The sequence below is a fragment of the Ralstonia flatus genome (genome assembly GCF_958439105.1).
Classification (GTDB): Bacteria; Pseudomonadota; Gammaproteobacteria; order Burkholderiales; family Burkholderiaceae; genus Ralstonia; species Ralstonia flatus.
This window is the reverse complement of sequence record NZ_CAUDLI010000003.1, coordinates 555,746-581,126: the sequence shown is the minus strand read 5'-3', so window position 1 is coordinate 581,126 and position 25,381 is coordinate 555,746. Positions and strand designations below refer to the sequence as shown.

Below are 25,381 nucleotides of genomic sequence, written 5' to 3'. Positions count from 1 at the left end.
GCAATGCGTAAAGGCATCATTCTGGCCGGCGGCTCCGGCACGCGGCTTTACCCGATCACGCGCTCAGTCTCGAAACAACTGCTGCCGGTGTACGACAAGCCGATGATCTACTACCCGCTGTCCACGCTGATGCTGGCAGGGATTCGCGACATTTTGATCATTTCGACGCCGGAAGACACGCCGCGTTTTACCGAAATGCTCGGGGATGGCAGCAAGTGGGGCATCAACCTGCAGTACGCCGTACAGCCGTCGCCGGATGGATTGGCTCAGGCGTTCATCATCGGACGCCACTTCGTCGGTAATGATCCTTCGACGCTGATCCTGGGCGACAACATCTTCCACGGTCATGACCTCGTGGCTCAGCTCGCGCGCTCGGCCGCTCAGGACCCGGGGGCGACCGTTTTTGCGTATCACGTCCATGATCCAGAGCGGTACGGTGTCGTTGAGTTCGACGAGAACTTCCGCGCACTCTCCCTTGAGGAGAAGCCCGTGAAGCCTCGCTCGCACTACGCCGTTACGGGACTCTACTTCTATGACAACCAAGTTTGCGACATCGCTGCTGACATCAAACCGTCAGCTCGCGGCGAACTCGAGATTACCGACGTCAATAAGCACTACCTCGCGAAAGGCCAGCTCGACGTTGAAATCATGGGGCGCGGTTACGCTTGGCTTGACACAGGCACGCACGATTCATTGCTGGAAGCTGCGATGTTCATTGCGACACTGCAGAACCGGCAGGGCTTGATGGTCGCTTGTCCGGAGGAGATTGCATACCGCAATCGCTGGATTACCGCCGAGCAGGTAGCTGCCCTGGCAAAGCCGCTGAGCAAGAACGGCTATGGGAAGTATCTGCAGCACATCATTTCGGAAACCGTCAAATGAATCTGAACGTCGTTCCCACCGCTATTCCGGAAGTCCTGATTCTTGAGCCCAAGGTATTTGGCGATGATCGGGGTTTTTTTTTCGAAAGCTTCAATGCACGTGCCTTTGAACAGGCCACGGGTGTCAAGCGGACCTTCGTTCAGGATAACCATTCACGTTCTTCCCGCAACGTACTGCGGGGCTTGCATTACCAGATCCAGCACCCCCAGGGAAAGCTGGTGCGAGTGACGGTTGGCGAAGTCTTTGACGTCGCGGTCGATTTGCGCAAGAGCTCGCCGACCTTCGGCAAGTGGGTTGGCGTGGTGCTTTCGGCTGAGAATAACCGTCAGCTGTGGGTGCCGGAAGGGTTTGCACATGGTTTTGTTGTGACCTCAGACTACGCTGAGTTCCTGTACAAGACTACAGATTATCGGTATGCCGAGCATGAACGTGGCATTGCTTGGAATGATCCGGATATTGGCATTATTTGGCCAGAAATTGGAACGCCGCTACTATCAGCTAAGGATGCAGATGCCTCTTGTTTGAAGGGTGCGGATGTCTTTAATTATTAATTCCTGTCTGTGTAGGTATCTTGAAATCAGATAATCGCCGCAAGTTGTTATTAAAGAACGCGACGTTTTTGCTTCTAGCGCAAGGTAGTAACTATATTGTTCCCTTGATCACGCTTCCCGTGCTCGTAACACGGCTTCAACCACAAGGTTTTGGCGTGATTGCATTTGCGCAGGCAGTCTCAATTTATATTCAGTTACTCGCAGACTATGGTTTCTCGATATCTGCAACGCGGTACGTTGCTATACACGCATCTTCGCCCACTGCCAAGCTAAGAGATTATGTCTCCACGATTCACGCTTGCAAGGGTTTGCTTGTCTTGATTGCAAGCATTATTGCGCTACCGATACTTTATCTGTGGTCAGGAGGTGGCGAGGCATTTGTTGCTGGCTTGCTATTGATGGGAAGTGCTGTTGGTAACGCGCTAACGCCATTATGGTATTACCAGGGTGTGAATCGCATAAGGACTGTGGCGGTTGCAACGGCAGCCTCCAAGTGGGTTGGTGCAGTTGCCATTCTACTTTTTGTTCGTGCTCCCACTGACATGCTTTTTGTGGCATGTGCCTACTCCGTTCCCCCTCTTCTTGTTGCCCTTGCTTGCACCATTAGTCTAGATTGCGCAGGGATATTCAAGTTTAATGCTATTGATTTCCGTGCTATGAGGAATGAAATGCGTATCGGGGCGCCATATTTCCTTATATCTGCGGGTACTGGGGTCTTGGCAAATAGCGGTGTCATCGTGCTAGGGATTTTTTATCCCACATCTGTTGTTGGAATCTATGCGGCCGCGGAAAAAGTCGTGAAGGCTGCGGTGGGCTGCATAGCTCCAATTAGTCAAAGTGTTTATCCATTGAATGCTGAACGCTTTGGTGAGTCAACTTCTGCAGGTTTTCGCAGTGTTAGGCAGACTGCGCTGTGGTTGCTGTGCCCTGCAGTGGCGGGTACGGCAATATTGTTTTTGATCGCCCCTTGGGGGCTGGGGTTGCTGCATTGGGTTGATCCTCTCTATCTTCGGATAATAAGATATCTTTGTCCGTGGATTGTGCTCGGTGTAATTAATAATGTGCTTGGTATTCAGGTACTTAGCGCAATGGGGCGAGGAAAGACATATGCGCGCGCATTCTTTATTGCAGCATGCAGTACTCTGATTCTGATGTTTTCTCTAACGCCTGCGTGGGGTGGGGTCGGGATTGTTTTTGGCATGGTGGGTGGAGAATTCATTCTCATGATTCTGTTGATGTGGTCTATCAGATCCATAGTAAGTGGGATTGATTCCCAGTGGTTTAAATAATAAGGGCAATGCGGATCGTCTGCATTGCTAAGCGATTGGTGTCGGCTAACTATGATCCTGTTTTTTGGTCCCTACCCTTCCCCAGAGAATGAGCGCGATGGCATGATTCAACGCGTTAGGGCAATTGATAGCCTAGTCGAAGATTATTCGCGCAAATATATCTCGACGTCTTATCGACGAAATTGGAAAAAGGTTTCAGAAAAGCACGGTGTTGTGACCGTCCACCGTGTGAATTTTTTCCTGCACTGGTTTTTTATCTTTAAGCTGATACTTGCAGCCAAATGCGTCTACGTTCATTCGGTATTTAACGTGGTCTTTGCGCTCCCCGCCTATCTCCTGCGTAAGAAGATCGTGACAGATGTGCACGGCGCAGTGCCAGAGGAAACACATGCACAAGGAAAGTCCGTCAGGGCCTTGATTCGCTCACTAGCTGAGCGGGTGGCTTCTTACAGGAGTACTGCACTTGTTTGCGTGACACAGCGGATGGCCGATCATTTGGCTCGTAAATATCCAAACAGCGCGCCCCCTCTGATTTTGCCCATTTTTAACACGGAGTTGGCGCGGCGGGAGGGGGAAAGCCTGGATATGCCGAGAAATATTCCGCCGACAATGATATATGCTGGCGGTTTACAGATTTGGCAAAATATTGAGAAAATGCTGGAATTTGCGGTTATAAACAAAAAATATAAGTACTTATTTTTAACACCGGATTCCGATTCCTTGCGCGCAAGAGCTCTGAAGTATGGGGATATTGATGCCGATTTTTTTTCTTGTCCGCATAGTCAGGTTGCTGAATATTATAGGGCGGCCGATTTTGGATTTTTGCTTCGTGATGATAATATAATAAATAACGTTGCTTGTCCGACTAAGGCAATAGAATACATGGCGTATGGGGTGATTCCGGTGGTATTGAACATGGGAATCGGGGATTTCGAAGCCCTGGGAGCTTCCTTTTTGCTTCTGAGTGAAATGGGCGATCCACCGGATGCAGCGGAAGTATCTGCTATGCGAAGAAAGAATTTCTATTGCCTGGAGAGGCTTGTTGAGCAATATCATAATGGATCTGCGGAATTGATGAGTCTGTTGGTTTAACGTTTTCCATTGGCATCAGGAAATAGAAAATAGAATCCATAATAATATTTTGATATGGAGTTTTGAATGTTGATAATATTATTGCCTTTATTTTTGCTATTGAATTATTGAAATTTGTTTAATTTTGATTGCGGCTCTCTCAAGCGAATTGACCGCAACTGTTCGGTGACTGTGAGGCTTCATGAAGGTATTAACGGTGTTCGGTACTCGTCCCGAGGCAATAAAAATGGCGCCCGTAGTTGAGGAGCTGGGGCGCCATCCGGAAATTATGTCGAAGGTTTGTGTAACGGCGCAGCATCGAGAAATGCTCGATCAGGTTTTGGATTTGTTTTGTATAAAACCGGATTTTGATCTTAATATAATGCGGCCTCAGCAGAGTTTGGACTCTGTTACAGTGGATATTTTGACTAAATTTAGCTCGGTGTTGGACGAGGAAAAGCCTGACTTTGTGTTGGTCCACGGTGACACGTCGACGACATTCGCGGCAACATTGGCGTGCTATTACAAGAAGATTCCAGTTGGCCATGTGGAAGCGGGTCTCAGAACTGGAGATTTATTTTCCCCTTGGCCGGAGGAAGGGAATCGAAGGTTGACAGGCGTACTTGCGAATCTTCATTTTTCTCCTACCGAGGCTGCCCGTAAAAATCTTATTGACGAGAATGTTGCTGCAAAAAGCATAGTTGTTACCGGAAATACGGTTATCGATGCGTTACTTCAGATCAAGGAAAGAGTCGATGGTGACGATGATTTGCGCCGGAGGTTACTTGAGGGATTTCCTGGTATTCGATTTGATCGACGTATTGTCCTCATAACCGGTCATCGACGCGAGAATTTTGGAGGAGGTCTCGAGCGAATCTGCTTGGCGATTGCTCGCCTTGCTCAGCGTTACAAGGAAATTGAGTTCGTATACCCGGTGCATCTTAATCCCAACGTAAGGGAGCCGGTTAACCGAATTCTCCAAGGATTATCCAATGTTCATTTGATTGAGCCACTGGATTATTTGCCATTCGTTTTTCTTATGTCGCGGTCTGCTGTGATTCTCACGGATTCGGGCGGCATCCAGGAAGAGGCGCCATCTTTAGGTAAGCCAGTGTTGTTAATGCGTGATACGACTGAGCGCCCAGAAGCTGTGGCAGCTGGTACGGTCAAGCTCGTCGGAAGTGATGTCGAGAGGATTTATGCTGAAGTTAGCTTGTTGATCGATGATCATGCGGAATATGAACGTATGGCATTCGCGCATAATCCGTATGGTGATGGCGTTGCCGCTAAGTGTATAGTGCAGGCCTTGATTGACTATTGGCATGGAGTGGTGCGGGTGGAATGACTGGTTCGGCGATGCGCAGGTTCGTTCGATAGAAACTATCGCTGCAGTAAAAAGATTTTCAGAGGCGTGGAACAAAAAGTATTTTGGTTTGCCGTGCGAAGGATATCCTGATTTGGTACGGGGAATAAAGCTGCGTTGTTGCTTATACGGCACCGTGCATGGGTATGAACAAGGCTCGAACGGTTGCGTTGCGAATTGGGTATAAAGTTGTGATCGGCGCAACGATTGGGAAAAGTTGGTGTCAGGTGTCTACTAAATCGAGCATGAGGTTTGAGGTGCTGAAATCAGGTGCAACTTTTGTTACGTTCTGTCCGACGCAGGCGCAGCTCGCTTCGATAGCCGCAGCGGCGCGACTTTTTGATGCAGTGGTCGTAGTCGATAACTCATCGGTGTCGGATGCGGCGTTGAGCCACAGTTTTAGGCTGCCGAACGTTCAGCTTTTGCAGAATGCAAACCGAGGAGGAATAGCGGGGGCGTTCAATCGCGGCGTCGAGGTGTTGCTGGAGAGCGGGATCGACCGGGTCTACTTCTTCGATCAGGATTCGGTGGTTCCGCCCGACTATCGCCAGGTCATGGACGAGGCACTGGACGATGCGCCCAAGGCTTGCATGATCGGGCCCAAGATCTATGACATCAACTTGCGTGCGTTCTCGCCACGCTACCAAGTGTCGCGCTGGACGTATCGCGCGGATCCCGTCCCCGAGTCGGCCTACGCGCTGATACCGTGCTCGTTCCTGATTTCGAGCGGCTCGGTCGTTACCAGGGAGGCCTTGACGGCGTGCGGTCCGTTCCGAGAAGACTATTTCATCGATGATGTCGACACGGAGTACTGCCTGCGCGCGGCTCAACTGGGCGTCAGCGTGTTCATCAACCCGCGCGCGGTGTTGAACCACGCAATCGGCGAGCGCGAAGAGCACCGCTTCCTGGGCGTGCGGATCCGGCCTAGTCATCATGGCGCGTTGCGCAGGTATTACCGTTGTCGTAACGGTATCAGCCTCAGCCTGCGGCATGCGCGGCATTCGCCCGCGTTTCTGATACATAACCAGAAGCGGCTGGCACACGAGATCATCGGTGTGTTGCTTTATGAGCGACGGAAGTGGAAGAAATTGACGGCAATCGGGGTTGGCATTGTCCATGGCGTGATGAGTCGGCTTGGCGATCTGCGGGAAATTGCCCCCCGGTTCCATCAGTGGCTGGTGGGTTGAACGGGGTGGTGGAATTGGCGCCGCAGAGTTGGGGTGACGGAAGGGGCTGCAGGCGGAGAATGTCAGCGTGTACATGATGAGAATGGAGATGAAGGCCGCATACAAGGCGAAATCGGCTGCGGGCACGATACTTCGTGCCGCCCCGCTGCTTGCGCTTATCCTGATTTCCGCTCTTGTCGCACACCGTCCGCCTAGTCTAGATAAAGACTACTACGGTTATCTTGACTATTACGGGCGTGTCTTGGCGGGCGAGACCGGTTTTGTCGAGCCAGGCTTCATTGTGGTGACCTGGCTATTGGATCGGCTGGGCGGTGAATACATCCATCTGCTGGGTATGTTTTGTTTTTTTTGGACTTTGGGCCAAGCATGTTGCCATTCGCAGGCTCACGGCGTCCTCGCCGGGCCGCATGGTCGCCTTCTGGGCGGTCTATACATGCGTGTTTTTCCCGCTGTGGGAATTGACGCAGATCCGTGCCGGACTGGCGATGGGGATCGTCGCGCTGGCGCTGACGTCGAAAAGCAAGCTTTCGTCGTGCATCCTGTTCCTGATTGCCGGGATGTTTCACTATTCTGCCCTGGTTGTTTTTGTGTTCTGGGGGATGGCTACTTTGTTTGGGTCGACGGCGCTCATCTGGTCTGCTCTAACCTGCATGGTGGTTTATCTGTTCCAGAGCAAGATGCCGTATTTTGATGTGTACTCGGCCAAGGACTATGCGGAAAGCTTCAACCCTTTTTCGTTCAAGTCCGCCTTTATTTTTATCGTGTCGGCTTGTATCGGGTTGTTCTCATGGCCGCGGTTCGCACGCATGATCGCATTTATTTCGATCTCCATGCTGTTGCTGTATTGGTCGATGCCGGGAATGCCAAGCGCTGCGATTCGTATCGCTGATATCGCGCTGTATCTGGTGATTCTGGCCTTGGTTGCGAGTCGCAATCGAACGGTTGACCGGCCCGTGTGGCGTTTTGCCATGCCGCTGATATGCGCGTACTTTGTGTATCTGAATTTCTTTGCGCCTGACGCCATTATTGCTGTAGGTGCTTATCAATGACGCTCCCCATGTGGGCTGCCGGCATACGGTTAGGCGCCGTCCCGGGAGCGAGTGATTGCGGACTAGGCGACTGGTAGCTCATGACGAATATCACAGCATCGATTGTTCTCTATAACAATCCGATCGATCAGATCCGGCAATGCATCGAGTCCATGCAGGCGGATACGCGCGTTTACGTGCTTTTGGTCGACAACTCAGAGAAAAAAGGCCGTTACGCCGGTTTGGCAGCAGACAATGTCGAAATCCTCGATGCACCGGGTAATGTCGGCTTCGGCCGGGGACACAATCTTGTTCTGGGCCGCCTGGCGGCACTGCACTCGGAAGTTCATCTGGTGGTGAACCCCGACATCGTGGTCAGCGCCGGTTGCGTGCGGGCGGTGGCGGATGCGCTGCGCAAGAGCGAGGATGTCGCTGTGGTTGGGCCGCGCGTGGTATCGCCGGACGGCACGCTGTACCGGTCCTGTAAGCTCTTGCCCACGCCGTGGAACCTGTTTGCCAGACGGTTCGCTCCGAAGCAGCTGTACGCCGCGGCCGATGCACGCTATGAGCTGGATGCCTTTGATTACCGCTCGGAATTGCAACTCCACAACCTGTCGGGAGCATTCCTGGCATTCCGCTCGGAGGCCTTCGAGCTTCTGGGCGGGTTTGATCCTCGGTACTTCATGTATCTAGAAGACGTCGATATCTGTCGTCGCGCGTCGCGGCTGGGCATAGTGATTTTTTTGCCGCAAGCTGAAGTCGTGCACGAACACGGAAAGGGCTCCTATCGCTCTTGGAGACTCCTGCGCGAGCACATTCGCTCCGCCATTTTGTATTTCAATCGCTTCGGATGGTTTGCTGACGCGGAGCGGCGGCTGCTGAACAAAGAAACACTGGCGCGCGTGAATGCAATGCGCTCGGTTGCTGGACGATAAAAACTGCGCGCAACTCTATGCTTACAATGTCGGTAGCTTTCCTCGTGTCGTTTGCCGTGACTTTGATGGTAATCCGGTATTCGAGCCTGCACGCCCATATCACAGCCGACTGGGATTTGAACGGGGTACAGAAATTCCATGCGAGGCCTGTACCTCGGATAGGGGGGCTCGGCATCGTGCTGGCGATGGCCGCAGCAGCTCTAGCAGCCTGGCTGCGCGATCCGCAGGTGGTGGGCTATCCGTTTTTGCTGCTGGTGGTCTGCGTCATGCCTGCCTTCATTGCGGGTTTTGTTGAAGACATGACTAAGCGCGTGAGTCCACGAGAACGACTTCTGGCCACCATGGGAGCAGCGCTGGTTGCGGTCTATCTTCTCAATGCCAAGATTGTACGGATCGACATTCATCTGTTCGATCTGGCGTTAGCTGTCCCCTTGGTCTCCATCGCGATCACCACCGTTGCCGTGGCAGGCTTGGCCAATTCCATCAATATCATCGACGGCTTCAATGGGCTTGCCTCGATGGTAACGATGATGATGTTTGTCTCGCTCGCCTATGTCGCGTTCCAGGTGGGTGACACGTTGATCCTGACCATCGCGTTCGCAATGATTGGGGCCATCCTCGGATTCTTCATCTGGAATTTTCCGGCGGGGCACATTTTTCTCGGTGACGGTGGAGCCTATATGATCGGCTTCGTACTAGCCGAATGCAGCATCCTGCTTGTGCTGCGCAACGGCAGCGTCTCGGCCTGGTACCCCGTCTTGATGGTGATCTACCCCATTTTCGAGACGCTGTTCTCGATTTATCGGCGGCGTGTGCTGAAGGGTGTGCCGGCCGGCTATCCGGACGGTGTACATCTCCACACCTTGATCTACCAGCGCGTTATGCGGTGGGCTGTGGGCAGCAAGGATGAGCGACACCGGCTGAGGCGAAATTCGATGACGTCGCCCTACCTCTGGTTGGTGAGCCTGTTGGCGGTGCTCCCGGCCACGCTATTTTGGAACAACAAGATAGCGTTGCTGGCCTTTGTCATACTTTTTATGTGCTGCTATGTATGGCTTTACTGGAGCATCGTTCGATTCCAATCGCCGCGTTGGCTGATTGTTAAGAAACACCATCATGTAAAGAAACATAATGAATAGTGATCCACGATTTGACGACAACCGTCCGAGTGACGCAGCGATTGTAATGCTGGCACAGGCGACACAGTTTTCTCGTCGCCACTTGAATAAACTTGCACTAGTTGGGATTGCCGGCGGCGCTCTTGCACTGATCGTAGCGTTGGTCTTACCTAAGCAATGGGAAGCGAGCGCGGTGATCCAAGTTGGTCAGATCGCCAGCGAAACTCCACAGTCCCCTCCCATCCTCGTGGAGACTGTGGGCCGTGCGGTCGAACGATTACAATTGCCGCAATTCGAGGATGTCGTGCTCCAAAAGCTAGGTTTGCCCCTTGGAAATGGTGAAAGCGCTGATTCGGAGCTTATCCGGAGCTCGCTCAAGGCCACGCAGATCAAGAATGCCGACCTGATCGAGATGAACGTGCGCGGTTTTTCACAAGCCGATGCGAAGCGATACGCCCAAGCCTTTCTGGATGAGTTGATTGGTGCGCATGCTTTGATCGCTAAACCGTCGATTGACAAGAGCAACGCGAATATGGCCGAAGTGACTCGACAGATCGCGGCGGGGGAGGCCAGAAAGGCCGAGCTTTTGGCCCTGACTCGCGTTCGCGATCCGGCCAAGGCGGCAGAAAGATTTCCCGAGAGCGTATTGTTGGCGAGCCTGGCCGCAGAAAATGACAAACAGCTTCAGTTGCTGCGCCAACGCGAAATCAGCATTCGGGAACAATTGAGTCCTGAAAGAACCTTCAATACACGACTTTTCGGGCCGGTATACGTCAGCCGGCGTCACGTTTATCCGCGCAGCCTGCTATTTGCCGCAGGAGGCTTGGCATTGGGCTTGCTGATCGCGATTGGCTGGGGTCTGATCAGCGACTTCCGGCGGGGTTTTATCCAGTGGCAGCGGTAATGTGGTCGTCCGTTCAATCGCGGGCGAGCCTCAAGCATCTTGATGATTAACGATTGAAACAGGCTGTAGACCTATGCAAATCAACCCCACCATCTTCAAAGCCTACGACATCCGCGGCATCGTCGGAAAAACCGTCGATGCCGAAACCGCACGCCTGATCGGCCGTGCCTTCGGCTCCGCAGCACGCGCCAAGGGTGAATCCGCCGTCGTCATCGGCCGCGATGGCCGCCTATCGGGCCCTGAGCTGCTGGCGGCGTTGGCGGACGGCTTGCGCGCGAGCGGCGTCGATGTGATCGATCTGGGTCTTGTGGCCACGCCGATGGTCTACTTCGGCACGAACATCGAGTTGGCCGGCCGTCGCGCCACGTCGGGCGTGATGGTCACGGGCAGTCATAACCCGCCCGATTACAACGGCTTCAAGATGGTGCTGGCGGGTCAGGCCATCTACGGCGAACAGATTCAAGCATTGCGCACGCGTATCGAGCAGGCCGACTTCACTGAAGGCGCCGGCGATTACGTCCAAGTGGACATCCGCCAACAGTACATCGACCGAATCGTCTCGGACGTCAAGGTGAGCCGCCCGATGAAGATTGCCGTGGACTGCGGCAACGGTGTGGCAGGCGCCTTTGCACCGGAGCTGTTCCGTGCGATGGGCTGCGAGGTGACGGAGTTGTTCTGCGAGGTGGATGGCCATTTCCCGAACCACCATCCGGACCCGGCCCACGTCGAGAACCTGCAGGACCTCGTGCGCACGCTGCAGACCACGGACTGCGAACTCGGCCTCGCGTTCGATGGCGACGGCGACCGCCTGGGCGTGGTGACCAAGGACGGCCAGGTCATCTTCCCCGACCGCCAGTTGATGCTGTTCGCGCAGGAAGTTCTGTCGCGTAACCCGGGCGGCGAAATCATCTTCGACGTGAAGTGCACGGGCAAGTTGGCGCCGTTCATTCGTGAGCACGGCGGCAAGGCCACGATGTGGAAGACGGGCCATTCGCTCGTCAAGGCCAAGCTCAAGGAAACGGGCGCTCCGCTGGCCGGCGAGATGAGCGGCCACATTTTCTTCAAAGACCGCTGGTACGGTTTCGACGACGGTCTGTACACGGGCGCGCGCCTGCTGGAAATTGTCTCGCGCTTGGCCGATCCGAGCGCCACGCTCAACGCGCTGCCGAACTCGCACTGCACGCCTGAGCTGCAACTGAAGTGTGCCGAGGGCGAATCCTTCGAGTTGCTCGACAAGATCAAGGCCAACGCCACCTTTGCCGGCGCCAAGGAAGTCAACCGCATCGACGGCGTACGCGTGGAATACGAAGACGGCTTCGGCCTGGCGCGTCCGTCCAACACCACGCCGGTGGTGGTGATGCGCTTCGAGGCTGACAACGATGCCGCGATGGCCCGCATTCAAGGTGAATTCCGCCGCGTGATCCTGGCCGAGAAGCCGGACGCGCAACTGCCGTTCTGATCGCACGGTCCGCACTCATGAAGTTGGGGGAAAGGGTGACGGCATGCGTGTGCTGATCGTCAAGGTATCGTCGCTTGGCGATGTGGTGCATTGCACGCCGGTGGTGGCCGATATCCTGCGTGCGTATCCGGATGCCGAGATCGACTGGGTGGTTGAGGAGGGCTTCGCCGGCATCGTCCGCATCGTGCGTGGTGTGCAGGGCGTGATTCCGTTTGCGCTGCGGCGGTGGCGCAAGTCACTCGGCTCCGGCAGGACCTTGGGCGAGGTGGCGGCGTTCCGTCGCGCGTTGCGATCCAAGTCGTACGACGCGGTGCTCGACACGCAAGGCCTGATCAAAACGGCGCTGGTGGCTGCGCAGGCCAAGCTGTCGCCGGGTGGTTTTGTGGCGGGCTTCGGCAATCGGACGGAAGGCGCCGGCTATGAGCCGCTTGCGAAGCTCTTCTACCAACGCAAGGTCGAAATGGAACCGCGCATCCACGTGGTCGAGCGCTCGCGCCGCATGGTGGCGGAGGCGCTCGGTTACGCGCTGCCTGACGCCATCGACTTCGGTTTGCAGCCGCCCGCCGACTTGCCGTTCAATCTGCCACGTCCGTACGTCGCACTGGTGCATGCGACTTCGCGCGCCGACAAAGGGTGGCCGCTCGAGGCGTGGGTGGATGTTGCACGCGCGCTGCTTGCACGCGACTACGCCATCGCCTTGCCGTGGGGCAGCGAGACCGAGCGACGCACGAGTGAATCCATCCGCGAAGCCATCGTCGCGGCGGTGCCGGGTACGGTCGGACGCGTGGTGATTCCGCCGCGCATGTCGCTTCCCGACGTGACGGCGTTTCTCGATCAAGCGACGGCAGTGGTGGGCGTGGACACCGGCCTCGTGCACATTGCTGCTGCGCTGTGCAAGCCGACCGTCGCGCTTTACAACTTCACCACGTCGTGGCGTACCGGTGGTTATTGGACGCCCAACGTGCACGACATCGGCAACGCCGATGCCCATCCCACCAGCGCGCAGGCGCTCGATGCGCTGCGTGCGCTGGGCGTGCTCTGATGCTGCGCCTTCTGTATCGCTGGTTGTGGCGCATCGCGCTGCCGTTCGCCTTGCTGCGCCTGTGGTGGCGCGGTCGCAAGGAGCCCGGTTACCGCCAGCACGTCGGCGAGCGGCTTGGCTTCTACCCGCCGCGCCCGAATCCGGATCGTCCGTTGCTGTGGGTGCATGCGGTGTCCGTTGGCGAGACACGCGCCGCGCAGCCGCTCATCGATGCGCTGCTTGCGCGCTTTCCGCACCACGCTGTCCTGCTGACTCACATGACGCCGACGGGCCGTCGCACCGGCGCCGAATTTGCGGCGCAACGCAGCGGGCGCGTCATCCAGGCCTATCTTCCGTACGATTTGCCCAGCGCAGTCGATCGGTTTCTGCGCCATTTCCAGCCGCGCCTCGGCTTGCTGATGGAGACCGAGATCTGGCCGGTGCTGATCGAGCGCGCCTATGCGGCCGGTGTGCCGATGGTGCTCGTCAACGGGCGCCTGTCTGCGCGCAGTCACCGGCGCACCGCGCGCCTCGGTGACGCCGCGCGCCAGACGTACGCGCAGCTCGCCGCCGTGCTGGCACAGACGCCCGACGATGCCGATCGCTACCGCTCGCTCGGCGTGCCGCGCGTGCGCGTGACCGGCAACCTCAAGTTCGACATCACGCCGCATGTGGACCAGATCATGGCCGGGCGTGTGCTGCACGATGCGCTGCGTGGCCGATCGGCATGGGTGGCCGCCAGCACGCGCGAGGGCGAAGAGGCGTTGCTGCTCGACGCGTGGCAGGCGCATCGCGCGCAGCATGTGGGACGCCGGCATGCCTTGCTGATTCTCGTGCCGCGTCACCCGCAGCGTTTTGATGAAGTGGCGCAGGCGGCTGAACGCGCAGGCTTGCGTGTCGTGCGTCGCAGTGCGTTGTCGGTGTCTGCCGCAGGCGTGACGGAGGCCGATCAACTTGCCGACGCCGACGTCTTGCTCGGGGACTCGATGGGCGAGATGGCACTGTATTACGCGGCGGGCGAAGTGGCGTTCATCGGCGGCAGCCTGCTCCCGCTCGGAGGGCAGAATTTGATCGAGGCCTGCGCAGTCGGCACGCCTGTGGTCATCGGCCCGCATACATTCAACTTTGAGCAGGCGACACGCGATGCGGTGGCCGCGGGCGCGTGCGAGCAGGTTGCGGATGCGGCTGCGGCGATACGTGTGATCGACGCGTGGCTGTCGGATGCCGATACGCGCGAAGCCGCCTCGCGCGCCGCGCTGGCGTTTGCCGCCACGCACGGCGGTGCGACGGCCCGCACGGTGGAGGCGGTGGCGTCCCTGGTGTTGCCGACGCTGTAACGCTGTCTACGTCCGGCACGAAACGTGCGAACTCATGGCGCGCCGGACAGACTAATGGCTCTTCGTGTAGTTTGCATTCCGTCACCGTTCACGATCCATTCATGCCCCAATTGAATCGACCCAAGCCGAGCCTGCTGCAAACGCCGCGCCGGGTGGTGCTGACCGCCGCGGCGCTGGCTGCCGTGACCGCCGCCACCATCATCGGCGCCGGCTGCATGACCCCGACGCCGTCATCTGCGCCAGCTGCTGCGGCCCCCGCTGCCGCATCAGCGCCGGCCGCTGAAACCAAACAGACGCCCGCCAACGCAACGCCCAATCCGGGCCAGGCGACGCTCGCCCAAGCGCAGGGCGAGGGCCGCTCGCGCTTCGTGCTCGTGCGTTGGCAGGAGTCGGGTGCCGCACCCAAGGAATTGCCTTCCGCGGAAGGCGACGACGCTGATCCGGCTACGCAGCCGATTTCCATCGAATTCAGCGCGGGCCTGGAGGCGGCCAACGGCGTGGTGTCGGGCTATTCGGGCTGCAATCGCTTCTCGGGGCCGTATGAGAAGCTCGCCTCGGGCATGCGCTTCGGCAACCTGGTGTCGACGCGCATGGCGTGCGACCCGGCGCGCATGGAGCTGGAAACCGCGTTCCTGGAGGCGCTCAAGTCGCCGCTGGCGACCGTCGGCATGCAGCCGTCGGCCAACGGCAAGCAGGGCCGCCAGGTCATCTGGAAAACGACCAGCGGCGCGCTGCTGCAATTTGCCGAGCGGCCTCTGCCGCCGCGCGGCCAGACACACTGATCAGCGTTTGGCGGATTTGCCGGCCGGTTTCGCCGATTCAGGTTTGGCGCTTGCCGGCGGCAACGCGGTGATATCGCTCGAGCCGTTGGCCGTGAGCAGCGTGTTCACCTGGATCACGTCTGCCTCGGTCAGCGAGCCGGCGGCGGACTTCAGCCGCAGTCCGTTGACGATGGTGTCGTAACGGGCGCGGGCTAGGTCGCGGCGTGCTTGAAAGAGCTGCGCCTGCGCATTCAGCACATCGGTGCCGATACGTACGCCAACACCGTAGGCGAGTTGATTGGAGTCGTACGCTGTGCGCGCTGACAGCTCGGCCGCTTCCAGCGCTTTCACCTGCGCAAGTCCGGCAATGACGCCGATATAGGCTTGCCGCGCACCTTGTTCGGCAGAGCGGCGGGCGAACTCGAGGTCGTTTGCGGCCTTGGTTTCCAGCGCGATGTTTTCACGCACGCGCGACTGGATCGCGCCGCCCGCAAAGATCGGGATCGACACCTGCACGCCAATCTGTGAACTGTCGAAGCGCGCGCCGCCCGGCAGCGACGGCAGGTATTGGTTGCCGCTGGCATTGGTGTGGCCGGTCTGCGCCACGAGGTCGACCGAAGGCAGGTGGCCCGCGGTGGCCTTCTTCACATCGCGCTCTGCACTTTGCAGGTTGTATTGCGCCAGTGCCACCTGCAGGTTGCTGCTGCGCGCCTGGTCCACCCAAGGTTCTGCTGAAGCGGGCTCCGGCTGGGGGATCGTGACGCCGGGGCGCACGCCGGCCAGCGTGCCAACGGGTTCGCCGATGATCTGCCTGAGCGCCGACTGCTTGATCTCGAAGTCGCTACGTGCGGCGATGACGCTGGCGTCGATCGCGTCGCGGCGTGCCTGCGCGTCGTTCGCGTCGGTGATGTTGGCGTTGCCAACGTCGAAGTTGCGGCGCGCCTGTTCGTATTGCTGCTGGATCGCATCGCGCTGCGCGGTGGCGAGCTGCAGCGTGTCCTGCGCGTTGAGCACGTCAAAGTAGGCCTGCGCCGTGCGTGTGATCAGGTCGAGCTGCGCCTGCGCCAGCGAAGCCTCGGCGGCTTGCGCGGCAATCTCGCCTTGCTTGTAGGTTTCCCAGCGGTCCCAGCGGAAGAGCGGTTGCGACAGCGACAGCGTCCAGCCCGTCGACGAGAACGTCTTGTTGAATTCAGCCGGGGCGGTTTGATCGAAGATGATGCGCGTGGAACTCCAGGCGCCACCGATCTGCGGCAGCAACCCGGCGCGGCCTTGCGTGAGCTTTTCGCGTTGCGCCAGCGACTGCGCACGCGCCGATGCGAATTGCGGATCGTTGGCCAGCGCGGCGCGGTAGGCAGAGAGGAGGTCGGTTGCAGCCGCCGTGTTCGGTTGGGACTGCGCCCACGCGAACATCGGCATCATCGAACAGCACAGCACAACAAGCGAACCGCGCGCGGCCATCCGCGTACGGCTACTGCGAGCAACAGTCATAAAGCCCCCGAGCGAGGAGGAAACGTTCGCGTTCGGAAGGCAGCGCGGGCGCGTCAGACCCTGTTCAGTGCCTGTGGAGCGTGAACAGGGCTTTGCCCGGCGGCGGCTTCCCCAATCAGTACGTCGCCATCTGCGGGTCTACCTGGTTAGCCCAGGCATGGACGCCGCCTTGCAGGTTGTAGACGCGCGTAGCATCAAAGCCGGCACGTTGAATCAGAAACTGCGCAACCTGCGCGCTGCGCCCGCCGTGGTGGCAGATGCAGACGATGTCTTGGTCAGCATTCAGCTCGCTGGCACGTGCCGGGATCTGGTCCATCGGGATGTGCGTGATGCCGGGAATGGCACAGATTTCCACCTCCTCCGTCCAGCGCACGTCGAGCAGGACGGGCTTCGCGCGCGATGCGTCGGCGAGCCATTGGGCGAGGGCGGTGGGAGCGAGCTGCTGCATGGTGATTGGGGAGCCGAAAGGGATCAGAAGCGGAAGGCCGACGGTGCGGGAACGCCTACCAGCGGCGTCACATACGTCTCGAACAGGTTGCGCGTCTGATATTCGGTGTTGGAGATGCGCGTGATGAGCTGTGCTTCCATGACCGGCGCGCCGCCCACGAAGATGGACAGGCGGCCCCCAACCTTGAGTTGCTTGAGCAGCGCTTCCGGCACGGCGGGCACCGAGCCCGACACGCAGATGACGTCGTAGACGCCGTCGCCCCAGCCTTGGGCGCCGCTGGCCTCGACCACGTCGACGTTGGTGACGCCGTTGCGCGAGAGATTGTCGCGGGCGAAGGCGACGAGTTCCGGCACGATGTCGAGCGTGGTGACCTGGCGGCCGCGATGGGCCAGCAGGGCGGCCATGTAGCCGGAGCCCGCGCCGACTTCCAGCACGTCTTCGTGCTTGCGCACGGCCAGCTCTTGCAGCACGCGGGCTTCAACGCGCGGCGCCAGCATGTTCTGGCCGCCGACCAGCGGGATTTCCATGTCGACGAAGGCCAGCGCGCGGTAGGCCTCGGGCACGTAGTGTTCGCGCTTGACGACGCTGAGCAGGTCGAGAACGTCGGTATCGAGCACGTCCCAAGGACGGATTTGCTGCTCGATCATGTTGAACCGGGATTTTTCGATGTCCATGGGCATGCCTTCCACGCGGAGCGAGTGATGCAAATGAGGGTTTGACGACAAACCCGGCATTTTAGCAAGTCCGGAGGACATTCCGGCAGACGTTGTCATGACGAGGCGCCTTCGTCGGGGTTGTTGGCGCGCTCTGGGAGCGTGCGCCACGGCTGTGCGGTGAGGGCGGGGGGAGGCGGAATCACAGCGCCCGTCGCCGGATTGCGCAGCACGCCATGCAGCAGCAGCGATACGACGTGGGCGATGAACGCCTTCGGTTCCAGCTCTCGGTGCGAGCAGGGGCCGAACGAATGCTTCCACATCATCAGGAAGATCATCGGCGCGACCATGGTCAGCGTGGTGAGATCGACGTTGACGTCGCGGAATTCGCCGCGGGCCATGCCGCGTTCAAGGATGCGCGCGAACAGGCGGTCGCAGCGATCGATGACTTCTTCGTGGTAGTACTGCGCCAGGTCGGGAAAGTTGCCCGACTCGGCCATCAGCAGCTTGGTGAGACCCGAAGCCGGCGATTCGCCGATGAGTTCCCACCAGCCCATCAGGATCTCGTGCAGCAGCGCTTCGCTGGTGCCGTCAAAACTGTCGATCAGGGCCTCGCCCTCGGCCAGCGCGGGCACCAGGTTTTCCTGCACCACGGCCTTGAACAGCTCTTCCTTGTTGGCGAAGTACAGGTAGACCGTGCCCTTGGACACGCCGGCCGCCGAAGCCACGTCTTCCAGCCGCGTGGCCGCATAGCCGCGCGCCACGAACAGGTTCAGCGCGGCGGCGACCAGTTCTTGGGGGCGGGCCTCTTTGCGGCGCGTCCAGCGTTTGGAGGAAGAGTCGGAATCTTGATCGGTCACGGCGGTAGGCGTCAGCCAGCGCACGAGGTCACTGACTCACGGATAACTTACTTTTCGGTCATTAATGTACGCATGCGGCCGGGGTGGGTCAAGCGGCTTCGGCATTGTCAATCGGACTGGGCCTCGATTGTGCTGGTGCACAATAGCGGTTTCAGCCCTGATTTCACGCACTCGGACAGCATGGACTGTCGACCTCATTGCGGCGCGTGCTGCATCGCGCCTTCCATTTCCAGCCCCATTCCCGGCATGCCGAACGGCAAGCCGGCCGGCGTGCGCTGTGCGCAACTGGACGAGGCCAACGGCTGTCGTATCTTCGGCCAGCCGGAACGTCCGGCGGTCTGCAGCAGCTTGCAGCCCGAACCCGACATGTGCGGAGGCTCGGCCACGCACGCCATGCAGTTTTTGACCCGACTTGAAATCGCTACCGCAGCGCGTTGATTTGTCATGACCGATTCCACGAAACCTGCTGCCCGCTCCAGCCGCATCCGCTGGTGGGCGGGTGCGGCCACCATTGCTGTGGCCATTGCCGTCACGCTGGTGGCTTGCATGCCGACCGGCTGGACCGGCGACGGCTACACCTTTTCGCGTAGCCAGATGCAGGATGCGCTGGCCCGCAAGTTTCCGTTCCAACGGCGCTTTCTCGGCTTCTTCGATGTGACGCTGTCGAACCCGCAGGTGTCGCTCGACCCCGCGCGGAATCGCATCGCGATCCAGGCAGATGCCGTGGTGCAGAGCGGGCTGTTCCGCCAGCCGCTGACGGGGCCGTTGGCGGTGTCCAGCGGCCTGCATTACGACGCCGCCACGCATTCGATTCGCCTGGATCAGCCGACTGTCGATCGCTTCGACCTGCAGAACGTGCCCGGCGGTATCGGCCCGCAAATCAGCTCGATCGGTTCGCTGATTGCCGGCCAGTTGCTCAATGACTACGCCGTCTACACGTTCAAGCCCGAACAGCTGAAAGTGGCTGGCATTGCCGTAGAGCCCGGTACAATCACGGTTTTGCCCGAAGGCGTGCACGTCCAGGCCAAGCGGCCTTGAGTTTTGCTGCACGCCCAGCGCTTCGTTTTCTTTTTTCCTCTTTGCTTACTGCATGGATATCGCACTCGCCATCAAAGCGCTGATTCTCGGCATCGTCGAAGGCCTGACCGAGTTCCTTCCCATTTCCAGTACCGGCCATCTGATCCTCGCGGGTCAATTGCTCGACTTCAATGACGAAAAGGGCAAGATCTTCGAGATCGTGATCCAGTTCGGCGCCATCCTGGCGGTGTGCTGGGAATTCCGTCACAAGATCATCGACGTGATCAAGGGTCTGCCGAATGATCCCCGTCAGCAGCGCTTTGCGATCAACGTGATCGTGGCGACGATCCCCGCAATCACGCTTGCGCTGATCTTCGGCAAGGCGATCAAGGCCCATCTGTTCAACCCGATCGTCGTGGCGTCGGCGTTCATCCTCGGGGGCTTCGTGATCCTGTGGGCCGAATGGCGTGAGCGTCATCGCGGCGAGACGCATGACCCGCGCGCCAACGCGCTGCTCGAAGCCGCCAAGGCTGGCGCGCCGCGCATTGAAACGCTCGATGACCTGCGCATCTCCGACGCCATCAAGGTGGGCTTCGCGCAGTGCTTCGCGCTGATTCCGGGTACGTCGCGTTCGGGCTCGACCATCATCGGCGGCCTGCTGTTCGGCCTGTCGCGCAAGGTGGCGACGGAGTTCTCGTTCTTCCTGGCGATCCCCGTGATTTTTGGCGCGACGGTGTACGAGCTGTACAAGTCGCGCGCGCTGCTGTCAGCGGACGATCTGTCGATCTTCGCGGTGGGTTTTGTGGCCGCGTTCATCTCGGCATTCTTCTGCGTGCGCTGGCTGCTGAAGTTCATTGCCACGCATGATTTCCGCGGCTTTGCGTGGTACCGGATCATCTTCGGCATCATCGTCCTGGTGACGGCCTATACGCACCTCATCGCCTGGCAGGCCTAAGCCACCGGCGAGCATTTCCCTTCCTCGGTGCGAGGCTTTCGCACCGTCTGCACGATCGGGCGGATTCGGACACACTGGCGGTTTCTTCCGTCAGCCGCTGACTGCCGAATCTCCCGATCATGAGTGCTCTCTTCCAGCCTTTCTCCCTGCGCGGTCTCACGCTTGAGAACCGCATCGTCATCTCGCCGATGTGCCAGTACTCGGCCGACAACGGCCAAGCCACGGCGTGGCATCACACGCATCTGGGCAGCCTGTCGCTTTCGGGTGCCGGGCTGCTGATGATCGAGGCGACCGCGGTGTCGCCGGAAGGTCGCATCACCAACGGCTGCCTCGGTTTGTGGGACGACGCGACCGAAGCTGCGCTTGAGCGCACGCTGGCTGCCATTCGCCAGAACGCGCTGGTGCCGATCGGCATGCAGATCGCGCACGCGGGGCGCAAGGCTTCGAGCGCTCGGCCTTGGGAAGGCGGCGCGTTGCTGGCGCCCGATGCTGGCGGCTGGGAAACGATGGGTCCGTCCGCGTTGCCGCAGCGCCCCGAAGAGCGCGCGCCCCGCGAAATGACCGATGCAGACCTGGCCCGCGTGCGCGATCAGTTCGTCGAGACTGCGCGCCGTGCTGTGCGCCTGGGGCTGTCGGCCATCGAACTGCACGCCGCACACGGTTATCTGCTGCACGAATTCCTGTCGCCGATTGCCAATCAGCGCACCGATGCCTATGGCGGTTCGCGTGAGAACCGCATGCGTTATCCGCTGGAGATTTTTGATGCGGTGCGCGCCGTCGTGCCGGACAACATCCCGGTGGGCGTGCGCGTGTCGGCCACCGATTGGGTCGAGGGCGGCTGGACGCCGGAAGATTCGGTGGTGTTTGCGCAGGCGCTGCGTGCGCGCGGCTGCGATTGGATCGATGCGTCGTCGGGCGGTGTGTCGCCGCTGCAGCAGATTCCGCTGTCGGCCGGCTATCAGGTGCCGTTTGCCGAGAAGATCCGAAATGAGGCCGACATTCCCACCATCGCCGTCGGCCTCATCAACGAGGCGCATGAGGCGGAGGCCATCGTTGCGCAGGGGCGGGCGGATTTGGTCGCTGTCGGCCGGGCGTTCCTCCACAACCCGCACTGGGCCTGGGCGGCCGCCGCTGAGCTGGGCGCGACGGTCAAGGCGCCGCCGCAATACTGGCGCGCCTTCCCGCGCCACGCCAAGAACCTCTTCGGCGATACGCATTTCGGCGCACGCTGACGCGCGCCAGCGTGCGCGGACGTGGTCAGGCCCGCTTGCGGAAGACCACGTCCCACACGCCGTGCCCGAGGCGCAGGCCACGCTTCTCGAACTTGGTGACGGGGCGATAGTCCGGGCGCGGCGCGAAGCCGTCGGCAGTGTTTTCCAGCGTCGGTTCGGCGGACAGCACTTCCAGCATCTGGTGGGCGTATTCCTCCCAGTCCGTCGCGCAATGCAGATAGCCGCCCGGCTTGAGGTGCGCGGCCAGGCGAGCGACGAATGGGCTCTGGATCAGACGCCGCTTGTTGTGGCGCTTCTTGTGCCACGGGTCCGGGAAGAACACATGGATGCCATCGAGCGTGCCTTCCGGAATCATGTGGGCCAGCACTTCCACGGCATCGTGCGAAACGATGCGGATGTTGCCGATCTCGCGTTCGCCGATCAGCTTGAGCAGCGCACCGACGCCCGGCTCATGCACTTCCACGCCGAGGAAATCGTCGTCCGGACGCAATTGCGCGATGTGGGCCGTGGTCTCGCCCATGCCGAAGCCAATCTCGAAGATGCGCTTGGCGCCGGAGCGGCCGAAGGCGGCGTCCCAATCCAAGGGCTCGGCAGCGTAAGGCAGCAGGAAGCGCGGGCCGAGTTCATCGATGGCGCGCTGCTGACCGGTAGACGTGCGGCCAGCGCGGCGGACGAACGAGCGGATGCGGCGCGGGTGGCCGGTTTGCTCGCCAGTTTCGGCGCCTTCGGCGGTATTGGTGTCTTGCGAGTCCGGCGTGATGTCGTCGGGGCCGGTGCCCGGCTGTTCGATGGGCTGCATGGAGATCCCGTGCCGGTTGCTCGTCGATGGAGCGACGGGCGCGCAGGCAACAAAAAAGCCGCCGAGGGCGGCTTCAGACTGTTCGGTGGAGCGGGCGATGGGAATCGAACCCACGGCTCTAGCTTGGGAAGCTAGGGTATTACCATTATACGACGCCCGCGTAGCCAAGCATTTTATGCGCGGTAGCAGAGATTCGGCAAGCGGCCGGACGCGGATGTTGGTGAGAAACGCGAGCTAGCGTGCGCTTTCCGGCCTGCGTCTGCGCACCGAACTCCTTTTGTTCTCATCCCACGCCGGAAACACCGTCGACCGCTTGACCACGCCATACGCAAAGCTCGTGTCGATGGCGGCGATGCCCGGGATGGCATGCAATTGCCCGCGCACGAACTGCTCATAGTCCTGCAGGCTTTCCACCAGCACGCGCAGCAGGTAATCCGCTTCGCCGGTCAGCACGTAGCAATCGAGGATCGCGTCGATGGCGCGGATGCGGTTCTCGAACGTCGAGACCACCTCCCGGGAGTGCTGCTGCAGACGAATATGCACGAATGCCGTCACCGGCAGCCCGTATGCCTCTTCATCGACGATGGCCGTGTAGCCGCGGATGATGCCCGCGTCTTCCAGCAACCGCAGCCGGCGCAGGCACGGTGAGGGCGACAGGTTCACCCGCTCCGACAGCTCCTGGTTGGTCAAGCGGCCTTCTTTCTGGAGGGCGGCAATGATCTGCCTGTCTTTCTTATCCATGTGATTTTCCCAGAGTGGCAGGTTCTGCCAAATCGACACTCGGCTTTAGTGGAAATTGCAAGATACTACTTTTCATGCTGGGGCATTCTGTCTCTATTCTGAAATCGAGGGTGGCAGCATGCGTGGTTCGACATTGACGGTAGGCGTGGCCGCGCAGGCGGGGCGAAATGCCTTCCAGGCCAACCCGCTGATCGGGTATGCGGCGATGGTGCTGACGGTGCTGATCTGGGCCGGGTTCGCACTGTCGATCCGGGCAATTGGCGCGTCGCCGCTAGCGCCTGCCGACGTGGCGCTTATCCGATTCGGCCTGCCGACCTTGTTGCTGTTGCCGTTCCTGCCCTCCCGCTGGCCGATGCTGCGGCGGGTGAAGCCGCTCAGCGCGCTGATGGTGTTGGTGGGCGGCGGCGTGCCGTTCTTCTTCATGGCTTCAGCCGGCGGCAAGGTGACATCGGCCGCCCACGTGGCTGCGTTGATTGCGGGCACGACGCCGCTGTCGGTGGCGCTGATCGCGTATGTGGTGGACCGCCAGCGCATCGCGGCGGCACGCGGGCGGGCCATCGCGATCATCCTCGCTGGCGTGCTGCTCCTGCTGGTCTCGCAATCGCACGTGCCGCATAGCGCGTTTGTGGCCGGCGCCGGATTGCTGTTGCTGGCGAGTCTTCTCTGGGGCAGCTACACGCTGGGGCTGCGTCGGGCGGGGCTCGATGCCATCGGCTGCGCATTGCTGTTGAGCGTGCCGTCCTTCTTGCTGACGGCACTGCTGGTGAGCCTGGGCGTGGTCGACAGCCATGTCGGGCATTTCACCGTGGCCAACGCCATGCCTTTTCTGCTGGCCCAGGGCTTGGGGGTTGGCGTGATTTCCAGCCTGTCCTATGCGCTGGCGATTCGTCATCTGGATACGCCGCGCTGTTCCGCCATTGGCTCGCTAGCGCCTGCGCTGGCCTGCCTCGGGGCGGTGCCTTTGCTGGGTGAATCGCTGACGCTGACCGTTGCCTGCGGCATTGCCGTGATCACCGCTGGCGTGATCCTCGCAAACCGCGCGTAGACCATCGCATTGTTCTTCCGGAGACCCCACCATGCTCGCAAGCCTCGCCACCGTTGCCCCGGACCCGCTGTGGGGCCTGACCGCTGCTTTCCGTGCGGACCCTCGGCCCGACAAGGTCGATCTTGTCGTGGGTGTCTACCGTGATGACGCCGGGCAGACGCCGGTCATGTCTGCGGTGAAGGCTGCGGAGGAGCGCCTGGCCGCTGCCGGTGCCTCCAAGGCCTACCGCGGCTTGGCCGGCAATACCGAGTTCAATGCCGCGCTGGCGACGCTGCTGCTTGGCAACGACGCGGGGCGCCTGGCGCGCCAGCACACCATGCAGACCGTGGGCGGGACGGGCGCGCTCCGGTTGCTCGCTGACTTCATCGCCGTGGCTTCACCCGGCGCTCGCGTCTGGGTGTCCGACCCCGGCTACGTCAACCACGTGCCCATCATGCGCGCGGCGGGGCTTGCGGTAGACCGCTACCGATGGCGTGCCGAGGGCGGGGTGCTCGATGCGGATGCCATGTTCGCAGACCTGTGGGCTGCGCGTGCGGGCGATATCGTGCTGCTGCATGGTTGCTGCCACAACCCGACCGGTCTCGACATGGGCATCGAAGTCTGGCAAAGCGTGGCGGAGCGCTGCGCGAAGCAGGGTCTGATCCCGCTCGTCGACATGGCGTATCTGGGCCTGGCCGATGGTCTGGAGCAGGACGCCGCGGGCCTGCGGTTGATGGCCGATGCGCTGGACACGGTGCTCGTTGCGGCAAGCTGCTCGAAGAGCATGGGCCTGTACTGCGAACGCACCGGCGCCGCCATGGTGATTGGCAAGAACAGGGGAGCCCTGCAGCCGGTCGGCGGCGTGCTGGAGCGCATCACGCGCAGCAACTATTCGATGCCGCCCGACCACGGCGCCGCCATCGTGGCTGCCATCCTTGGCGATGCCGCATTGACGGCCTGCTGGCGTGACGAGCTGGAGCACATGCGTCAGCGTATCGTTGGCAACCGACGGCGCCTTGATGACGCACTGGCGAGTCTGGGCGCCCCCGTTGCGCTCCAGAATCTGTCGCGGCACAAGGGCATGTTCTCGATGCTACCGTTGGATGCGGATGCCATGGAGCGCTTGCGCACAGACCACGCTATCTATGGCACCCAGGGTGGTCGGATCAATATTGCCGGGCTCGCACCGGCGCAGATTGACCGGGTGGCCGGCGCGCTCGTCGCCGTGGCTTCGGACATGGCCTGTGCGTTGGCCTGA

At 60.0% G+C, this 25,381-nt stretch carries 26 protein-coding genes and 1 tRNA gene; 20 read left to right on the top strand and 7 right to left on the bottom strand.

Annotated elements, in window-relative coordinates:
• Positions 1 to 3 precede the first annotated feature (3 nt).
• From rfbA to R2676_RS09695, 14 genes are all read left to right on the top strand, one after another.
• On the top strand, positions 4 to 882 hold the full coding sequence (rfbA, locus tag R2676_RS09760) for a glucose-1-phosphate thymidylyltransferase RfbA (protein ID WP_206275697.1): 879 nt from the start codon (positions 4 to 6) through the stop codon (positions 880 to 882).
• On the top strand, positions 879 to 1,433 hold the full coding sequence (gene rfbC / locus R2676_RS09755) for a dTDP-4-dehydrorhamnose 3,5-epimerase (protein WP_206275696.1): 555 nt from the start codon (positions 879 to 881) through the stop codon (positions 1,431 to 1,433). The genes rfbA and rfbC overlap by 4 nt, the downstream gene beginning before the upstream one ends.
• Positions 1,434 to 1,453: 20 nt before the next feature.
• Positions 1,454 to 2,722 carry an oligosaccharide flippase family protein gene (locus R2676_RS09750; protein ID WP_206275695.1) on the top strand — a complete coding sequence of 423 codons (1,269 nt, stop codon included), beginning with the start codon at positions 1,454 to 1,456 and terminating at the stop codon, positions 2,720 to 2,722.
• Positions 2,723 to 2,824: 102 nt separating this feature from the next.
• Positions 2,825 to 3,814: a glycosyltransferase gene (locus R2676_RS09745; RefSeq protein WP_316857081.1), complete on the top strand. Its 990-nt coding sequence runs from the start codon at positions 2,825 to 2,827 to the stop codon at positions 3,812 to 3,814.
• A 181-nt stretch (positions 3,815 to 3,995) separates the two neighbouring features.
• Positions 3,996 to 5,138 (top strand): non-hydrolyzing UDP-N-acetylglucosamine 2-epimerase, encoded by a 1,143-nt coding sequence (gene wecB / locus R2676_RS09740; RefSeq protein ID WP_316887247.1) that lies wholly within the window; start codon positions 3,996 to 3,998, stop codon positions 5,136 to 5,138.
• A 275-nt stretch (positions 5,139 to 5,413) separates the two neighbouring features.
• Complete coding sequence (locus R2676_RS09735) at positions 5,414 to 6,343, top strand: glycosyltransferase family 2 protein (protein ID WP_206275783.1); 930 nt, start codon at positions 5,414 to 5,416, stop codon at positions 6,341 to 6,343.
• Positions 6,344 to 6,654: 311 nt separating this feature from the next.
• Positions 6,655 to 7,392 (top strand): EpsG family protein, encoded by a 738-nt coding sequence (locus R2676_RS09730; RefSeq protein ID WP_316887246.1) that lies wholly within the window; start codon positions 6,655 to 6,657, stop codon positions 7,390 to 7,392.
• Positions 7,393 to 7,472: 80 nt separating this feature from the next.
• Entirely contained in the window at positions 7,473 to 8,306 is an 834-nt protein-coding gene (locus R2676_RS09725) for a glycosyltransferase family 2 protein (RefSeq protein ID WP_206275692.1), read from the top strand.
• A 17-nt stretch (positions 8,307 to 8,323) separates the two neighbouring features.
• Complete coding sequence (locus R2676_RS09720; protein ID WP_316887245.1) at positions 8,324 to 9,445, top strand: MraY family glycosyltransferase; 1,122 nt, start codon at positions 8,324 to 8,326, stop codon at positions 9,443 to 9,445.
• Positions 9,438 to 10,328, top strand: a complete 891-nt coding sequence (locus R2676_RS09715; protein ID WP_206275690.1) for a GumC domain-containing protein — start codon at positions 9,438 to 9,440, stop codon at positions 10,326 to 10,328. The genes R2676_RS09720 and R2676_RS09715 overlap by 8 nt, the downstream gene beginning before the upstream one ends.
• Positions 10,329 to 10,401: 73 nt before the next feature.
• Positions 10,402 to 11,787, top strand: coding sequence for a phosphomannomutase/phosphoglucomutase (locus R2676_RS09710; RefSeq protein ID WP_206275689.1), 1,386 nt, complete (start codon positions 10,402 to 10,404; stop codon positions 11,785 to 11,787).
• A 43-nt stretch (positions 11,788 to 11,830) separates the two neighbouring features.
• Complete coding sequence (gene waaC, locus R2676_RS09705; RefSeq protein ID WP_206275688.1) at positions 11,831 to 12,829, top strand: lipopolysaccharide heptosyltransferase I; 999 nt, start codon at positions 11,831 to 11,833, stop codon at positions 12,827 to 12,829.
• Complete coding sequence (gene waaA / locus R2676_RS09700; protein WP_206275687.1) at positions 12,829 to 14,145, top strand: lipid IV(A) 3-deoxy-D-manno-octulosonic acid transferase; 1,317 nt, start codon at positions 12,829 to 12,831, stop codon at positions 14,143 to 14,145. Before waaC ends, waaA begins: the two co-directional genes overlap by 1 nt.
• A 101-nt stretch (positions 14,146 to 14,246) precedes the next feature.
• Positions 14,247 to 14,927: an META domain-containing protein gene (locus tag R2676_RS09695; protein ID WP_206275686.1), complete on the top strand. Its 681-nt coding sequence runs from the start codon at positions 14,247 to 14,249 to the stop codon at positions 14,925 to 14,927.
• Here the strand turns inward: R2676_RS09695 and R2676_RS09690 are convergent, their stop codons facing one another.
• The 4 genes from R2676_RS09690 to R2676_RS09675 form a co-directional block, all read right to left on the bottom strand.
• On the bottom strand, positions 14,928 to 16,364 hold the full coding sequence (locus tag R2676_RS09690; RefSeq protein WP_206275781.1) for a TolC family outer membrane protein: 1,437 nt from the start codon (positions 16,362 to 16,364) through the stop codon (positions 14,928 to 14,930).
• A gap of 145 nt (positions 16,365 to 16,509) precedes the next feature.
• Positions 16,510 to 16,842 (bottom strand): rhodanese-like domain-containing protein, encoded by a 333-nt coding sequence (locus tag R2676_RS09685; RefSeq protein ID WP_206275685.1) that lies wholly within the window; start codon positions 16,840 to 16,842, stop codon positions 16,510 to 16,512.
• A gap of 23 nt (positions 16,843 to 16,865) precedes the next feature.
• A complete protein-coding gene (locus R2676_RS09680; protein WP_206275684.1) occupies positions 16,866 to 17,516 on the bottom strand; it encodes a protein-L-isoaspartate O-methyltransferase family protein in 651 nt (216 codons plus the stop codon).
• 95 nt (positions 17,517 to 17,611) lie between these two features.
• Entirely contained in the window at positions 17,612 to 18,379 is a 768-nt protein-coding gene (locus R2676_RS09675; RefSeq protein WP_027677992.1) for a TetR/AcrR family transcriptional regulator, read from the bottom strand.
• A gap of 156 nt (positions 18,380 to 18,535) precedes the next feature.
• Here R2676_RS09675 and R2676_RS09670 point away from each other — a divergent pair, with 156 nt between their 5' ends.
• The 4 genes from R2676_RS09670 (at position 18,536) to R2676_RS09655 (ending at position 21,559) form a co-directional block, all read left to right on the top strand.
• Positions 18,536 to 18,793, top strand: coding sequence for a YkgJ family cysteine cluster protein (locus R2676_RS09670; RefSeq protein ID WP_143708208.1), 258 nt, complete (start codon positions 18,536 to 18,538; stop codon positions 18,791 to 18,793).
• Positions 18,794 to 18,799: 6 nt separating this feature from the next.
• Positions 18,800 to 19,393 carry a DUF1439 domain-containing protein gene (locus R2676_RS09665; RefSeq protein WP_206275683.1) on the top strand — a complete coding sequence of 198 codons (594 nt, stop codon included), beginning with the start codon at positions 18,800 to 18,802 and terminating at the stop codon, positions 19,391 to 19,393.
• A gap of 52 nt (positions 19,394 to 19,445) precedes the next feature.
• A complete protein-coding gene (locus tag R2676_RS09660) occupies positions 19,446 to 20,327 on the top strand; it encodes an undecaprenyl-diphosphate phosphatase (RefSeq protein ID WP_027677989.1) in 882 nt (293 codons plus the stop codon).
• A gap of 119 nt (positions 20,328 to 20,446) precedes the next feature.
• The gene (locus R2676_RS09655) at positions 20,447 to 21,559 is read left to right on the top strand and encodes an NADH:flavin oxidoreductase/NADH oxidase (RefSeq protein WP_206275682.1); all 1,113 of its coding nucleotides are present in this window, start codon (positions 20,447 to 20,449) and stop codon (positions 21,557 to 21,559) included.
• A 25-nt stretch (positions 21,560 to 21,584) separates the two neighbouring features.
• On the opposite strand, the gene trmB is transcribed toward R2676_RS09655, so the two are convergent.
• From trmB to R2676_RS09640, 3 genes are all read right to left on the bottom strand, one after another.
• On the bottom strand, positions 21,585 to 22,358 hold the full coding sequence (gene trmB / locus R2676_RS09650; RefSeq protein ID WP_206275780.1) for a tRNA (guanosine(46)-N7)-methyltransferase TrmB: 774 nt from the start codon (positions 22,356 to 22,358) through the stop codon (positions 21,585 to 21,587).
• Positions 22,359 to 22,444: 86 nt separating this feature from the next.
• Positions 22,445 to 22,518 (bottom strand) — tRNA-Gly (locus R2676_RS09645).
• A 74-nt stretch (positions 22,519 to 22,592) separates the two neighbouring features.
• Positions 22,593 to 23,099 carry an Lrp/AsnC family transcriptional regulator gene (locus R2676_RS09640; RefSeq protein WP_206275681.1) on the bottom strand — a complete coding sequence of 169 codons (507 nt, stop codon included), beginning with the start codon at positions 23,097 to 23,099 and terminating at the stop codon, positions 22,593 to 22,595.
• A 118-nt stretch (positions 23,100 to 23,217) separates the two neighbouring features.
• Here R2676_RS09640 and R2676_RS09635 point away from each other — a divergent pair, with 118 nt between their 5' ends.
• Entirely contained in the window at positions 23,218 to 24,144 is a 927-nt protein-coding gene (locus R2676_RS09635; protein WP_206275680.1) for an EamA family transporter, read from the top strand.
• Positions 24,145 to 24,175: 31 nt separating this feature from the next.
• Positions 24,176 to 25,381, top strand: coding sequence for an amino acid aminotransferase (locus R2676_RS09630; RefSeq protein ID WP_206275679.1), 1,206 nt, complete (start codon positions 24,176 to 24,178; stop codon positions 25,379 to 25,381).